Below are 14,590 nucleotides of genomic sequence, written 5' to 3' on the forward strand. Positions count from 1 at the left end.
CCGGGTTCAAGTAACGGCGTGCCCCCGGCACGGCCGTCCGCACTCGGCAGGTCCTCGGTCTGCGGCAGGATGGCAGGCTGGCGCCGTATCATCGCGCGGTGGGCACTGGGGTGGGGATCACGGCGCCGTTCGGCCGGCTGCTGCGCACGCTCCGGCAGGGCCGCCGGCTGACGATCGAGGAACTGGCCGAGGCTTCGGGGATCTCGGGGCGGGCCATCGGCGACATGGAGCGGGGCCGAAGCCGGCGTCCGCACCGGAGCACCGTCACCGCGCTCGCCCAGGGCCTGGGTCTGGACGAGGCCGCACACGCCGGCCTCCTCGCGGCCGCCCGCGCGGCCCGCCCCGGAGCACGGGCCGCCGAGTCGGTCAGGGCGTCGGCCCACACACTGCCCAGGGGTGTCCGGGACTTCGTCGGCAGGCAGGCGGAACTGACCGAGTTGCGGGCTCTCGTGCGGGAGGCGGCCGACGGCCGGGCAGGGGCGCCGCCGGTGGCCGTGGTGTCCGGCCCGCCCGGGAGCGGGAAGACCTCGCTGGCGGTGCGACTGGCCGAGGAGCCGTCGGCGCCCTGCCCCGACGGGGCGTTCCTGGTGGACATGCGCGGTCTGGACGAGCGGCCCCCGTCCGCGGAGCAGGCCGTGGCGGGGCTGCTGGGCACCTGGGGTGTCGGGGAGGCCGAGCTGGCCCGGCTGACCGCCGAGGAGCGTCTGGGCCGCTACCACGAGGTCGCCACGGGGCTGCGTGCTGTGCTGGTGCTCGACAACGCGGGCAGCGAGGCCCAGGTCAGGCCGCTGCTGCCGCGCGCGGGCCGGCTGCTCGTGGTGGTGACGAGCCGCCGTACGCTCGCCGGTCTGGAGGGGGTACGGCGCGTCGCGCTCGGGACCCTGAGCCCGCGGGAGTCCGCCGCCCTGCTGCGTGCCGTGGTGGGTGCCGGGCGCGTGGACGCCGAACCGGGGGCCGCGGACCGAGTGGCCGGGCTGTGCGGTCATCTTCCGCTGGCGTTGCGGGTGGCCGCGAACTGGGCCGCCACCCGCACTAACTGGAGCCTGGAGCGGCTGGCCGGACGACTCGCGGACGAGGACCGGCGGCTGGACGCGCTCAGCGCGGGCGACCTGAAGGTCAACTCCGCCTTCGCGCTGTCCTGTTCCCGGCTCGCCCCCGAGGCCGCCCGGATGTTCCGCTTGCTGTCGCTGCTGCCGGGCGGGGACTTCGGCGCGGCCGCGGCCGCCGCGCTCGCGGACGTGCCACCGGCAGACGCCGAGGACCTCCTGGAGGAACTGCTGGAGGCCGGACTGCTCATGACGTCCCGTCAGGACCGTTACCGGCTGCACGACCTGCTGCGCCTGTACGCGGCCGCCCGTCGCCACTCCGAGGACGGGGAGGAGGGGTCACTCGCCCCGCGGTCCCGGCTGCGGCACTGGCTGCTGGACACGGCCGTCCTCGCGGGCCGCTGGCACGAGCCGGACTACGGCAGACCACCCGAGGACCCGGGCCGGCTGGTCGCCCTGGACGACCGCGAGCAGGCTGCACGCTGGATCAGGGCCGAGGGCGACACCTGGCTGGCCGCGTTCCGCGAGGCCGCGGCCCTCGGCGAGCACACGCGGGTCGTGGAAGTCGCGGAGGCCATGCACTGGTTCTCCGACCACTGGGTGTCGTGGGGTCACTGGGTCGAGGTCTACGAGCGGGCCGCCGCGGCCGGGGCGGCCCTGCGGGACGCCACGCTGGAGGCGACCCACCGCAACTACCTCGCCTGGGCGTACTGGGCCTGCGCCCGCCGGCACGACGAGGCGGTGGAGGCGGCCACGAGCGCGCTGCGACTCGCCCGGACGGGCGGGGACACCCTGCAGCAGGCGTGGGCGTACGCCTATCTCGGCTGGCTGCGGGACGCCGTGGACGATCTGCCGCTCGCCGCCGATCACTACCTCCGCGCCGCGCGGCTGTTCACGGCGGCGGACGACGTCAACGGCTACCTCCAGGTCTCCTGCGGGATGATCCGGGTGCTGCGCGGGGTGGGGCGCGCGCAGGCGGCCGTGGAGACCTGCCGGGGCATCCTGGACGCGCTCGCGGACCCCCGCCACCAGGACCGGATTCCGCCCAACGTGCGGGAGTTCACCGCCCTGTCGGCGCTCTACGCGGTGTCGTTCGTCCATCTCGACGAGGAGCGGTGGGAGGACGCCGTCGACGCGCTGCGGTCCATCCGCGGGCAGTTCGACGCCCGCGGATGGCACAAGCAGGCGGGCAAGGTCCATCTGCATCTGGCCCACGCGCTGGCCCGTCTCGGCGAGCGGGCCGAGGCCGCCGCCGAGTACCGGGCCGTGCTCGCGCTGGACGCCCGCGTCCCCGCGGACGTGCGGAACGACGCACGTGCGGGTCTCGCCGCGCTCTCCGCGGGCCGGCCGGCGCCGCTCACCCGGTTCGCGCAGTGACGCCTCAGCCGCGGCGGCCCGTCGCGGAGGCGAAGCCCAGCCAGGTGTGGCGGTTGTTCCACCAGCACCAGCCGACCTTGGGGGCGTTGCGGCGCTCGCGGCCGTCCCGGCCGGTGCCGTTGCTGATCCAGAGGGCCGGGGTGCGGGCGTCCAGGGTGCCGTTGGGCTTGCGCAGCCGGGAGCCGATGGTCATGAAGCAGAGGTTGCGCTCCAGGGCCTCGGGTTGCTGGAGCACCCAGTGGATGCCCTCGGTGAGCACCAGCGGGGTGCGGTCCTCCTCGGTGAGGGCGGGCAGGGCCTCGTCCGGGGACCAGTTGGCCATGTGGTCCCCGCGGTCGACCCCGGTGACGAGGTAGAGCGGGGTGTCGGGCAGGTCGAGCGCGCTGGGGGCGAACTCGTCGACGTCGGGCATGTCGACGACGACGAAACCCGGTTTCCCGTCGCGGCGCAGCAGCGGCGCGAGGGCGGATGCGGGGGCCCGGTCCGGATGCACGGCCAGCAGGGCCCCGTCACCCTCAGCCCCGGCTTCCGCGGCGAACGTACGGATCTCCTCGGCGGACAGCCCGCCGATCTCGTGCACCCCCAGCTGGATCAGCCGCTCGGCCTGCACGCTCAGGGGCGGGGGTGCGGGGAGGACGGTCGACGGGTCGGGCGCGGTGGCGGGCACGGTACTCCTCGGGTCGGGGGTTGGGCGAACCGGGCAGCGGGACCTCGGGCTTGCGAACGCGGGCGTTCTCGGACGCGCGAACGCGGACGCCCGAACTCATGGGCAACGAGCCGGTCCGGCGGGAGGTTCCCGCTCCACCGTGTCCATCGTGTCCGTGCTCCCGGTACCCGCGCCGGCACCTGCGCCCGTGCCCTTGCCCGTCCTCTCGCCGGAGAACCCGTACCGCTGCCACTCCCGGGGCGTCATCCCGTACGCCGCTCGGAAGGAACGGCTGAAGTGGCTGGGGCTGGTGAATCCCCAGCGTCCGGCGACGGCCGCGACCCCGGGCCCCGGCGCCGGGGGGCGCAGCAGGTCCCGGCGGCACCGCTCCAGCCGCTGTGTCCGGATCCACTCCCCCACCGTCACGCCCTCCGGCTGGAACAGCTTGTGCAGGTAGCGGACCGACATGTGGTGCGCCGCGGCGATCCCGGGCGGTGCCAGGCCGGGGTCGGCGAGGTGGCGTGCGATGTGGTCCTTGACCCGCACGAGGGTGGCAGCTGCGGTCTCGGGGGCCTGAGGGACGAAGCGGCCGCTGCGTTCGTTGATCAGCAGTGCCAGCAGGTCGAGGGCCGTGGCCGCGAACTGGCGTCCGGGGACGGCGTCGAGATGCGCCGCTTCGTGTGCCAGACGCGCGAAGTAGGTCCCCACCAGGGCGGCGCTCCCCTCCCGGCCGGAGAACGCCGTGGCGGTGAGCGTCCGCAGGTCCTCGTCCCGCACGTGGAGCTCCGCACGGGGGAAGTGGAAGGAAGTGAAGCAGAACGCGCTCTGCACCTTCTTGCGGAACGTCCGCGAGGAGTCGGAGAGGGAGAAGTCACCCGGTCCGATGCGGGCCTCCCGCCCGTCCTGTTCCTTGAGGGCGCTGCCCCGCCGCTGCAGGGTGAGGATGAGGAATTCCTTGCCGTCCTGGGCGAGCCGTCTGCTGCGCGTCACGATCTGCGGGCCCGCCTGCACCTGCGAGACGCCCAAGGAGCCCAGCCGGTGGCTGACGATGCTGCCGGGGGACGGATCGTCCTCGAGGAGTCGCACGTCGAGCGGGATGAAGGTCCGCGACACCGCGTGGTGCCAGCGCTCCCCCCGGTCGGCCGCCGGCAGTGACGCGGTGGAAAGGATGACGGACACCTGGATTCCCCCCTGGGCATCAGCAACGGCCCAGGCACGGTCGGAAGCCTGGGCGTCGTCGAAGGCCGGCAGCTGGGTCCACTGCCGGCCTTCGACGATGTCACCACGCCGCCCCGGGGCGGTCCAGGAAGAATCGGAGGCAGAATCCGATCACTTGGCCAGGAAGGCGAGCAGCGCCGCGTTGACCTCCTCCGCGTGGGTCCACAGCAGACCGTGCGGCGCGCCCTCGATCTCCACGTAGTCCGCGGCCGGAAGGGCCTTGCGGAACGGCCGTGCGGTCCCCTCCACGGGCAGGATGCGGTCGCCCGTGCCGTGCAGGATGAGGGCCGGCACGTCGATCGCCGGGATGTCGGCGCGGAAGTCGGTGTACCAGGTCGCGGGAGCGGCGGCCGCGGCGAAGAAGCCGCCACCGGCGGCGACGTCCCAGCTGTGGCGGACGGCCTCCTCGCTGATCCGCGTGCCGAGGTTCTCGTCGAGGTTGTAGAAGTCCTTGTAGAAGTCCGTGTAGTAGGCGTAGCGGTCGGCCTTCACGGCGGCGACGACCCCGTCGAAGAACTCCTTCGGGGCGACTCCGTCGGGGTTGTCGTCGGACTTGAGCAGGCAGGGCTCCAGGGAGGCGAGGAAGGCGACCTTGGCGAGCCGGTCCGAGCCGTAGCGGGACACGTACCGGGCGACCTCGCCGGTGCCCATCGAGAAGCCGACGAGGACGGCGTCCCGCAGGTCGAGGGTCTCCATCACCGTGTGCAGATCGGACGCGAAGGTGTCGTAGTCGTAGCCGGTGGTGGGCTGGGAGGACTGGCCGAAACCGCGCCGGTCGTAGGTGATCACGCGGTGGCCGGCGTCGAGCAGGACGGCGCTCTGCCGCTCCCACGAGTGCCCGTCGAGCGGGAAGCCGTGGATGAGGACGACCGGCTGCCCGGATCCGTGGTCCTCGTAGTAGAGGTCGATGGCGGTGGAGTTCTCCTGGCCCACGGTGATGTACGGCATGTGCTGCTTCCTCGTTTCCGAGCGGCTGGTGCAAGGGACGTCGCCACGCTAGGACCGGCGCGAGCGGGTCGATTGCCCGGCAGCGCACGGGTGTTTGCCCGGGGGCGCACCTCCGCGGGTGGTCCGCATGAGCGGCCGGTGGTCCGCGCAGCCGGTGGGTGATCCGGGGCCCGTTCGCCCCGGGGCCGCTCATCCGGGCAGCGGGCGGTCGTCGACGACGTGCTTCATGACGAGGGTGGAGTTGAGGCGCTGGACGCCCGGGAGCCGGGCGAGTTGCTGGTCGTAGAGTTGCTGGAAGGCGGTCAGGTCGGTGGCGGCGACGCGCAGGAGGTAGTCGGGGTCGCCGAAGAGCCGCTGGGCCTGGAGGACGTGCGGGACGGCGGCCACCGCCTTCTCGAACGCGGAGACCGTGTCGGCGTCCTCCAGACGCATGGTGACGAAGACGAGGGCCTCGAAGTTCAGGCCCACGGCGGCCGGGTCCACCACCGCGCGATAGCCGCGGATCGCACCTTCGCGTTCGAGATCGCGCAGCCTGCGGTGGCAGGGCGAGACGCTCAGTTTCACGCGCGCCGCCAGCTCGGTGACCGTGAGGCGGCCGTCCAGCTGCAACTCGGTAAGAATTTTCCGGTCCATCGCATCCATGGAGAAAATTCTGCCCCAGAGAGGCCGATCAAGAAGAAAAGAAGGGAACACTTTCGGGCAGATCCGCCATACCCTTCCCTCGCACCACCGCATGTGAGAGGGAACGATCGATGGACACGACCACGCTGGCGGCCTTCGTGGCAGTCGACCTGCTGCTGGTATTCACCCCGGGAGCGGACTGGGCCTACGCGATCACAGCGGGCCTGCGGGACCGGTCGGTCGTGCCGGCCGTCGCCGGGCTCGTGGCCGGATACGCGGGGTACACCCTGCTCGCCGTGGCGGGGCTGGTGGTGGTCGTGGCGAGCTCGGGGACCCTGCTCACGGCGCTGACCATGGCCGGGGCCGGCTACCTGGTGTGGCTCGGCTGGGGGGTGCTGCGGCAGCCGGCCGTTCTGACGGCCGCCGAGGAGGAAGTGGGCGCCGGGGGCGCCTCCCGGGGGCGGGTCCTGCTCCGGGGCATCGGGATCAGCGGACTGAACCCCAAGGCCCTGCTCCTCTACTTCTCCCTGTTCCCGCAGTTCATCGACCCCGCGGGAGCTTGGCCGGTCGCGGGCCAGACCGGTCTGCTCGGCTCGCTGCACATGGTCGCCTGTGCCGTCGTCTACCTCACCGTCGGAGTCCTGGCCCGCACGGTCCTGCGGACCAGGCCCTCCGCGGCCCGGGCGGTGACCCGCGTCTCCGGTGCGATGATGATCACCATCGGCGTTTTCCTGCTGGCGGAACGCCTGGCAGGCTGACGGACCCGATCCGTCGACCGGCCTGGCCTCAGCGCAGGATGACCGTGCGTCTGCCCTGGACGAACACCCGGCCCTCGCAGTGCCAGCGCACCGCCCGCGCCAGGGCCGCCGACTCCGCGTCGCGGCCGAGGGCGGCGAGGTCCTCGGGCGTGTGGCTGTGGTCGACGTCGATGACCTCCTGGGCGATGATCGGACCCTCGTCGAGGTCGGCGGTGACGTAATGGGCCGTCGCGCCGACGAGTTTGACGCCGCGTTCGTGGGCCTGGTGGTAGGGCTTGGCTCCTTTGAAGCTCGGCAGGAACGAGTGGTGGATGTTGATCATCCGGCCGGGCAGCCGGGTGCACAGGTCGTCGGAGAGCACCTGCATGTAGCGGGCGAGCACGACCAGGTCGACGTCGAACCGGTCGACGACGCCGAGCAGCCGGGCCTCGGCCTCCGGCTTGGTCGCGGCGGTGACCGGCACGTGGAAGAACGGGATGCCGTGCCAGGTGACCAGTGCCTCGTGGTCGCGGTGGTTGGACACCACTGCGACCACGTCGATGGGCAGGTCCCCGCTGCGGGTACGGAAGAGCAGGTCGTTGAGGCAGTGGTCGTAGCGGGACACCATGATGAGCACGCGGCGCCGGGTACCGGCCGGTTCGAGGTGCCAGCGCATCGCGAACGGCGTGGCCACCGCGGCGAAAGCACGCCGGAGCAGCTCCGCGGTGTCCTCGCGGCCGGGGGCCGCGAAGCGCACCCGCATGAAGAAGTGACCGTCCCTGCGGTCACCGAACTGGTGGTTGTCGACGATGTCGCTGCCGTGGTCGAGCAGGAACCGCGAGACGGCGGCGACGATCCCGGGCGCCTCGGGGCAGTCCAGGGTGAGGACGTACTCGGGCGTCTGCATCACGGCACCTCCGGTGCGCCGAACTCGCCCATCGCGTCCATGACCCAGCGCGCCAGGTAGTCGGCGAACGAGGAGCGGGGCAACAGGCGGTACGTCGGCGCGTCGTCGGTCTGCCAGAGCAGTACGGCGACGGGGCCCACCGTGGTCGACACCGCCCGGCCCGGGCCGAAGACCCGGGGGTGCAGGTCCAGCGGGCAGCCCTTCTCCAGGACCTGCCGGGCGGATGGTCCGCTCAGTTCCAGCGTCGTGCGGTTCGCGGAGACGTCGACGACCGACCCGGGGGCCTGCCCCAGTGCCTCCCGCAGCGCGGGGGCCTCGTCGGACCGGGAGAGCACCAGCCACTCGTCGGGGCCCAGCCAGACGGCCGTGCGGTCACCGGAGGCGGTGGTGTCGCCGCACCGGCGCGGGAGCGGCGCCCCCAGGGCCGTCTCCATGCGGGCGGCCGCCTCGGAGCCGGGGTCGACGCGCAGGTTCACCATGGTGAGGAACGGCAGTTCCGTCAGCGTGACGCCCCGGGCGCCGGTGACGGTGGCGGCACGCATCCGCTCCGCCAGGTGGGCCGCTGGGCTGTTGCGCAGTGCGGCGATACCGGTGTCAGCCATCTCGCTTGGTCCCTTCGGGGTCGTACAGGACGCAGTCGGCCACCTCGACGGGCACGAGGTCCTCGCCCACCGGGGCGAGCAGGGTCTCGCCGATCCTGTCCCGACCGCCGGCGACGAGGGCGAGGGCGAAGGGTCTGCCGAGTGCCTGGCTGTGGTAGCTGGAGGTGACGTGGCCCAGCATCGGCACCGGCACGGTCTCCAGGGAGACGTCCGGGGCCACGAGTTGGGTGCCCTCGGGCAGCCGGGTCGTGCGGTCGTGCGGCAGCAGGCCGACCAGGTGCCTGCGGTCGGTGCGGGCGGTGTCGGCGCGGGAGAAGGACCGCTTGCCGATGAAGTCCTTCTGCCGGGAGACCACCCAGGACATGCCCGCGTCCTGCGGGGTGACGGTGCCGTCGGTGTCCTGCCCGACGATGATGTAGCCCTTCTCGGCCCGCAGCACGTGCATGGTCTCGGTGCCGTACGGGGTGATGCCGTACGGCCGCCCGGCCTCGTGCACCCGTTCCCAGACGGCCAGGCCGTACCACCCCGAGACGTTGATCTCGTAGGCCAGTTCGCCGGAGAAGGAGATCCGGCAGATGCGGGCCGGGACACCGCAGGCCAGGGTGGTCTCGCGGAAGGCCATGAAGGGGAACGCCTCGGCGGACAGGTCGACGTCGGGTGCGAGCCGGGCGACGATCTCGCGGGACCGGGGACCGACCACGGCGACCGTCGACCACTGCTCGGTCACGGAGGTGCAGTGGACGTCGAGTTCGGGCCACTCCGTCTGGAGCCACTCCTCCAGCCAGTCCAGGACCCCGGCGGCGCCCCCGGTCGTGGTGGTCATGAAGTAGCGGTCGTCGTCGAGCCGCAGTGTCACACCGTCGTCGAAGATCATGCCGTCCGGCCGGCACATGACGCCGTAGCGGGCCGTGCCGGGTTTCAGCTTCTTGAAGGCGTTGGTGTAGATCCGGTTGAGGAACTCGCCCGCGTCCGCGCCCCGGATCTCGATCTTGCCGAGGGTGGAGGCGTCCATGAAGGCCACGCCCTCGCGGGCCGCTCGGCACTCGCGGGCCACGGCGGCGTCCATGTCCTCACCGGGCCGCGGGTAGTACCGGGGACGCTTCCACTGCCCGACGTTCTCGAACTCCGCGCCGTGCGCCACGTGCCAGCTGTGCAAGGGAGTGGTGCGCTCCGGGTCGAACAGGTCGCCGCGCTCCCGGCCGGCCAGGGCGGCGAAGGCGACCGGCGTGTACGGAGCCCGGTAGGCCGTGGTGCCGATCTCGCCCGGTGAACCGCCGAGCACCTCGGCGATGACGCCGATGGCGTTGACGCCCGAGGTCTTGCCCTGGTCGTTCGCGGTGCCGAGGGAGGTGTAGCGCTTGACGTGCTCGACGCCGCGCATACCGGCGCCGGTGGACCGGTGGACGTCGGCGACGGTGACGTCGCGCTGGAGGTCGACGAAGTGGTCGTCCCAGGTGCCGGGTTCGCCGTCGGGGGCGGGGACCAGCCACAGCGCACGGGTCGGGGCGGCGGGGAGCCGCGTGTGCTCGGCCGGCACGGCGACCGGGAACCCGGCCTCCGTCGCCGCCAGCGCGCCCGCCCTCGCCCCTTCGGCACGGCAGCCGTCGGGGTCGTACGTCCCGCGCGCCGCACCGACGACCTGCTGGCCGCGCACGGCGCCGTCGGGCACGAAGGCGACCAGTTCCTCGTCCCAGCGCAGCCGGCCCTGCCGCTGGCTGTGCAGGTGCACCACCGGGCTCCATCCGCCGGAGACGGCGAGCAGATCGCAGTCGAACGTCCGCCGCTCGCCGACGAGTCGGCCCGCGGTGTCGAGGGCATGCACGGTGACACCGGTGAGCCGGCCGGGCCCCGCCGTGTCGACGACCGCGCTGCCCGTCAGCACCGGCACCCCCGTAGCCCCGGCCACCTCGGCGGCCCGGGGGGACCGTTGGGCCCGGGCGTCGACGACGGCGGCGACGTCGATCCCGCTCGCGTGCAGAGCGACGACCGTGTCGTAGGCGCTGTCGTTGGTCGTGCTCACCACGGCCCGCGAACCGGGTGCCACGGCGTAGTGGTCGAGGTACGTCCGTACGGCCGAGGAGAGCATCACCCCGGGCCGGTCGTTGCCGGAGAAGACCAGCGGACGCTCGTGCGCGCCGGTCGCCAGCACCACCCGGCGGGCGCGGATGTGCCAGAGCCGCTGGCGTGAGACCCCCGCGGGGGCGGCGGCTCCCAGGTGGTCGGTGCGGTGCTGGAGGGCGAGCACGTAGTTGTCGTCGTAGGAGCCGAAGGCCGTGGTGCGGGGCAGGACGACGACCTCGGGCGCGGCGTCCAGCACCTCCCGGACGTCGGCGACCCACGCGCTGTCCTGGAACAGCGGACCGCCGGGCTGGGGCCGGTCGTCGAGGAGGATCACCCGGGCGCCGGAACCGGCGGCCGCGGCGGCCGCCGAGAGCCCCGCCGGTCCCGCGCCGACGACCAGGACGTCGGTGTGGACGTGCTTCTTGTCGTAGACGGCGGGGTCGGGCACCGGGTCGAGGCGGCCCATCCCGGAGAGCGTGGTGGCGGACAGGCCGTCGTACAGCTCCACGGCCGTGGCCGGGAGCATGCCCTCCGCACAGGGGCCGTCCAGCCGGACGAGCGCGTTGGGCTCCTCGACGCCCGCGGCGATGATGCCGCGCGGGCGGCCGCGGTAGAGCGACGGGGCGACCTCGGCGATGCCGTTCGCCAGCATCGCGGAGGCGAGGGTGTCGCCGGGGTGCCCGGTCAGCTCCCGTCCGTCGAGGGTGAAGCGCAGCACGGTGCCACGGTCGACGCGGCCCCCCTGCGGGAGCCGGAAGCGCTGCTCGGTCATCGAGTCCCTCCGGGGCGCGGTTCGTCGAGGCGGTAGGTGGTCAGCACCTCGTGGGTGGCGGTGTCGCGCAGGACGTTGAACCAGCGGCGGCAGCCGGTGCCGTGCATCCAGCGTTCGGCGAAGGGGCCCTTGGGGTTGTCGCGGTAGAAGACATACGCGGCCCACTGCTCGTCGGTGAGGTCGGCCGGGGTCTCGGGGTGGGGGAGGGCCTGTCCGCCGTAGTGGTACTCGGTCTCGTCCCGCGGCCCGCACCACGGGCAGGTGATCAGCAGCACGGTGGTGTCCTCCTCAGTGGGCCACGGCCGCCGCGCCGTGTTCGTCGATCAGGGCGCCCGTGGTGAAACGTTCGAGGGCGAAGGGCGCGTTCAGCGGATGCGGTTCGCCCGTGGCGATGGTGTGTGCGAACGTCCAGCCGGCGGCGGGGGTGGCCTTGAAACCGCCGGTCCCCCAGCCGCAGTTGACGTACAGCCCCTCCACCGGCGTGCGGCCGATGATCGGCGAGGCGTCCGGGGTGACGTCGACGATGCCGCCCCAGGTACGCAGCACGTGCGCCCGTGCGAAGACGGGGAACAGCTCGACGGCGGCGGCCATCTGCCGTTCGATGACGTGGAACGAGCCACGCTGCCCGTAGCCGTTGTAGGAGTCGACGCCCGCGCCCATCACCAGCTCGCCCTTGTGCGCCTGGGACACGTAGACGTGCACGTGGTTGGACATGACGACCGTGGGATGCACCGGCTCGTGCAGCTCCGAGACCAGGGCCTGGAGGGGATGGGACTGCACCGGCAGTCGTACGCCCGCCCGTTCGGCCAGCACGCTGCTGTGCCCGGCTGCGGCGAGCCCGACCCGGCCCGCGTGGATACGCCCCCGGTTGGTGTCGACGCCCACGACCCGGTCGCCGTCCTTGAGGAAGCCGGTGACCTCGCAGCCCTGGATCAGGTCCACGCCCAGGTGGTCGGCGCGGCGGGCCAGGGCCCAGGCGACGTGGTCGTGCTTGGCGATGCCGGCCCGGGGCTGGAAGGTGGCGCCGAGGACGGGGTGACGGGTGCGGGGCGAGACGTTGAGGATGGGGCAGACCTTGGCGACCTGGTCCGGTTCGAGCCACTCGGCGTCGACTCCGTTGAGGCGGTTGGCGTTCGCCCGGCGCATGCCCTCGCGGACGTCCTGGAGGGTGTGGGCGAGGTTGAGGACGCCGCGCTGGCTGAACAGGAAGTCGTAGTCGAGCTCCTCGGGGAGCCGCTCCCACAGCTTGAGCGCGTGCTCGTAGATCGCGGCGCTCTCGTCCCAGAGGTAGTTGGAGCGGATGATCGTGGTGTTGCGGGCCATGTTGCCGCCCGCCAGCCAGCCCTTCTCCAGGACGGCGACGTCGGTGATGCCGTGGTTCTCGGCGAGGTAGTAGGCGGTGGCCAGGCCGTGGCCGCCGGCGCCGACGATGACGACGTCGTAGGAGGAGCGCGGCTCGGGGTTGCGCCAGAGGAAGTCCGGGTGCTCGGGGAGCGGTCGGGCGGTCATGCCGGGGCTCCGTCCGGGTAGAGGGGGAAGGCGGCGGCGAGCTTGTCGACCCGCGCGCGCAGTTCGTCGTCCGGCCGTTCGCCCTTGAGGGCCTCGGCGATGATGTCGGCGACCTCCCGGAACTCCGTCGCGCCGAAGCCGCGGGTGGCCAGGGCCGGGGTGCCGATGCGCAGGCCCGAGGACACCATGGGCGGGCGCGGGTCGAAGGGCACGGCGTTGCGGTTGACGGTGATGCCGAGGCGGTGCAGCCGGTCCTCGGCCTGCCGCCCGTCGAGCGCGGAGTGCCGCAGGTCGACGAGGACCAGGTGGACCTCGGTGCCGCCGGTCAGGACGGTGATGCCGGCCTCGGCGACGTCGTCGGCCAGCAGCCGTCCGGCGAGGATGCGGGCGCCGTGCAGGGTGCGCTGCTGGCGTTCCCTGAACTCCTCCCCCGCCGCCACCTTGAACGCCACCGCCTTCGCCGCGATCACGTGCTGGAGCGGCCCGCCCTGCTGGCCGGGGAAGACGGCGGAGTCGATCTTCTTGGCGAGGGTGGCCCGGCTGAGGATCACCCCGCCGCGGGGTCCGCCGAGGGTCTTGTGGGTGGTGGTCGTGACGACGTCGGCGTACGGCACCGGGTTCGGGTGGAGTCCCGCGGCGACCAGCCCGGCGAAGTGGGCCATGTCGACCAGGAGGTACGCGCCCACCGCGTCGGCGATCCGCCGGAACGCCGCGAAGTCCAGCTGCCGCGGGTATGCCGACCAGCCGGCGACGATCATCTTCGGCCGGTGCGCGAGGGCGAGCCGCTCGACCTCCTCCATGTCGACGCGCAGGTCGGACTCGCGCACGTGGTAGGGCACGACGTCGTACAGCGTGCCGGAGTAGTTGAGCCGCATGCCGTGGGTCAGGTGGCCGCCGTGCGCCAGGTCGAGGCCGAGGATCGTGTCGCCCGGCCGGAGCAGGGCGAACATCGCGGCGGCGTTGGCCTGCGCCCCCGAGTGCGGCTGGACGTTCGCGGCCTCGGCGCCGAACAGTTCCTTCACCCGGTCGACGGCCAGCCGCTCGACGACGTCGACGTGTGCGCAGCCGCCGTAGTAGCGGCGGCCCGGGTAGCCCTCGGCGTACTTGTTGGTGAGGACGGAGCCCTGGGCCTCCAGTACGGCGGCCGGCGCGAAGTTCTCCGAGGCGATCATCTCCAGCGTCGACTGCTGGCGGTGCAGTTCGGCCCGCACGGCGGTGGCGACGTCCGGGTCCAGTTCGCTGAGCGTCAGGGCGAGGGGGGAGGCGAGTGTGCTGGTCGACGGGCTGGTTGCCATAGGTGCACCATCCTGGGAGCCAACTGATGCGCGACTGATATATCAGACTCTGCGGTACGGTATGGGAGCTCGCCGGACAGGTCAAGGGGGCATTCATGCAGCAGCTGGCGACCGAGCCGACCCGCGGGAACTCCCGCAGCGCGGAGCCCGGCGGCGAGGAGTTGTCCCTCGCCGAGCGCGCCTACCGCGCCATCCGCGACCGGCTCGTGATGCTCGAGATCCGGCCGGGCGCGCCGATCCACGAGGAGCAGCTGGCCCAGTCCCTCGGCGTCGGGCGGACGCCGGTGCGCGAGGCTCTGAAGCGGCTCCAGTACGAGCGTCTGATCACGACCTACCCCCGGCGCGGCACCTTCGCCACCGAGGTCAACATCACCGACCTCGCCCACATCTCCGAGGTGCGCCAGGAACTGGAGCCCCTGGCCGCCGCCCAGGCCGCGCGCCGCGCCACGACGGCGGACCGGGCGGCCCTGACGGCCCTGGGGCGGGAGCTGGAGGGCGCGAGCGCCTCGGGCCGGGACGCCACCGGGCTGATGCACCTGGACCTGCGGGTCCACCGCGCGGTCTACGCCACCGCGCACAACCCGTACCTGGAGGACACACTCGTCCGGCACGACAACCTCGCCACCCGCATCTGGTGCCTGTTCCTCGACCGCCTGCCGGACATGGCGGGGCACGTCGAGGAGCACGGGCCGCTGATCGAGGCGATCGTCGCGGGCGATCCGGAGCGGGCGGCGCGGATCGCCCGGGGGCACGTCGAGGGGTTCGAGCGGGCGATCCGCGCGGCAATCTGAGCGTTCCCACTGGTCACCGCCGCGTCCGGCGGCAGACGAGCCGCGGTGGGCCGGTAGCGG

The 14,590-nt window shown here is 72.9% G+C and carries 13 protein-coding genes; 3 read left to right on the forward strand and 10 right to left on the reverse strand.

What is annotated here, in order from left to right; genetic code table 11:
• Positions 1-98: 98 nt before the first annotated feature.
• Positions 99-2,423, forward strand: a complete 2,325-nt coding sequence (locus ACFZDI_RS15210; RefSeq protein ID WP_391250770.1) for a helix-turn-helix domain-containing protein — start codon at positions 99-101, stop codon at positions 2,421-2,423.
• 4 nt (positions 2,424-2,427) lie between these two features.
• On the opposite strand, the gene ACFZDI_RS15215 is transcribed toward ACFZDI_RS15210, so the two are convergent.
• From ACFZDI_RS15215 to ACFZDI_RS15230, 4 genes are all read right to left on the reverse strand, one after another.
• Complete coding sequence (locus tag ACFZDI_RS15215; protein ID WP_391250772.1) at positions 2,428-3,090, reverse strand: DUF5701 family protein; 663 nt, start codon at positions 3,088-3,090, stop codon at positions 2,428-2,430.
• Positions 3,091-3,186: 96 nt separating this feature from the next.
• Positions 3,187-4,248, reverse strand: a complete 1,062-nt coding sequence (locus ACFZDI_RS15220; RefSeq protein WP_391250774.1) for a helix-turn-helix domain-containing protein — start codon at positions 4,246-4,248, stop codon at positions 3,187-3,189.
• A gap of 150 nt (positions 4,249-4,398) precedes the next feature.
• A complete protein-coding gene (locus ACFZDI_RS15225) occupies positions 4,399-5,235 on the reverse strand; it encodes an alpha/beta fold hydrolase (RefSeq protein ID WP_391250775.1) in 837 nt (278 codons plus the stop codon).
• Between the two features lie 189 nt (positions 5,236-5,424).
• On the reverse strand, positions 5,425-5,877 hold the full coding sequence (locus ACFZDI_RS15230; protein WP_234749591.1) for an Lrp/AsnC family transcriptional regulator: 453 nt from the start codon (positions 5,875-5,877) through the stop codon (positions 5,425-5,427).
• A 110-nt stretch (positions 5,878-5,987) separates the two neighbouring features.
• Between ACFZDI_RS15230 and ACFZDI_RS15235 the strand changes: the two genes are divergently transcribed.
• Positions 5,988-6,614 carry a LysE family transporter gene (locus ACFZDI_RS15235; RefSeq protein ID WP_391250778.1) on the forward strand — a complete coding sequence of 209 codons (627 nt, stop codon included), beginning with the start codon at positions 5,988-5,990 and terminating at the stop codon, positions 6,612-6,614.
• 28 nt (positions 6,615-6,642) lie between these two features.
• Here ACFZDI_RS15235 and purU read toward each other — a convergent pair whose 3' ends face one another.
• Genes purU through glyA form a run of 6 tightly spaced genes read right to left on the reverse strand, consistent with a single transcriptional unit; the run spans position 6,643 to position 13,739 of the window.
• A complete protein-coding gene (gene purU / locus ACFZDI_RS15240; RefSeq protein ID WP_391250780.1) occupies positions 6,643-7,500 on the reverse strand; it encodes a formyltetrahydrofolate deformylase in 858 nt (285 codons plus the stop codon).
• Positions 7,500-8,102 carry a sarcosine oxidase subunit gamma family protein gene (locus ACFZDI_RS15245; RefSeq protein ID WP_391250782.1) on the reverse strand — a complete coding sequence of 201 codons (603 nt, stop codon included), beginning with the start codon at positions 8,100-8,102 and terminating at the stop codon, positions 7,500-7,502. Before ACFZDI_RS15245 ends, purU begins: the two co-directional genes overlap by 1 nt.
• Entirely contained in the window at positions 8,095-10,935 is a 2,841-nt protein-coding gene (locus tag ACFZDI_RS15250) for a sarcosine oxidase subunit alpha family protein (RefSeq protein WP_391250784.1), read from the reverse strand. The genes ACFZDI_RS15245 and ACFZDI_RS15250 overlap by 8 nt, the downstream gene beginning before the upstream one ends.
• Positions 10,932-11,210, reverse strand: coding sequence for a sarcosine oxidase subunit delta family protein (locus ACFZDI_RS15255; RefSeq protein WP_391250786.1), 279 nt, complete (start codon positions 11,208-11,210; stop codon positions 10,932-10,934). The genes ACFZDI_RS15250 and ACFZDI_RS15255 overlap by 4 nt, the downstream gene beginning before the upstream one ends.
• A 13-nt stretch (positions 11,211-11,223) precedes the next feature.
• Positions 11,224-12,444, reverse strand: a complete 1,221-nt coding sequence (locus ACFZDI_RS15260) for a sarcosine oxidase subunit beta family protein (protein ID WP_234749584.1) — start codon at positions 12,442-12,444, stop codon at positions 11,224-11,226.
• Positions 12,441-13,739: a serine hydroxymethyltransferase gene (glyA, locus tag ACFZDI_RS15265; protein ID WP_391250789.1), complete on the reverse strand. Its 1,299-nt coding sequence runs from the start codon at positions 13,737-13,739 to the stop codon at positions 12,441-12,443. The genes ACFZDI_RS15260 and glyA overlap by 4 nt, the downstream gene beginning before the upstream one ends.
• Before the next feature lie 95 nt (positions 13,740-13,834).
• Here glyA and ACFZDI_RS15270 point away from each other — a divergent pair, with 95 nt between their 5' ends.
• Complete coding sequence (locus ACFZDI_RS15270) at positions 13,835-14,530, forward strand: GntR family transcriptional regulator (protein WP_361113969.1); 696 nt, start codon at positions 13,835-13,837, stop codon at positions 14,528-14,530.
• Positions 14,531-14,590: the final 60 nt, after the last annotated feature.

Source organism: Streptomyces sp. NPDC007907 (assembly GCF_042959365.1).
In the GTDB taxonomy this organism is placed as follows: domain Bacteria; phylum Actinomycetota; class Actinomycetes; order Streptomycetales; family Streptomycetaceae; genus Streptomyces; species Streptomyces indiaensis.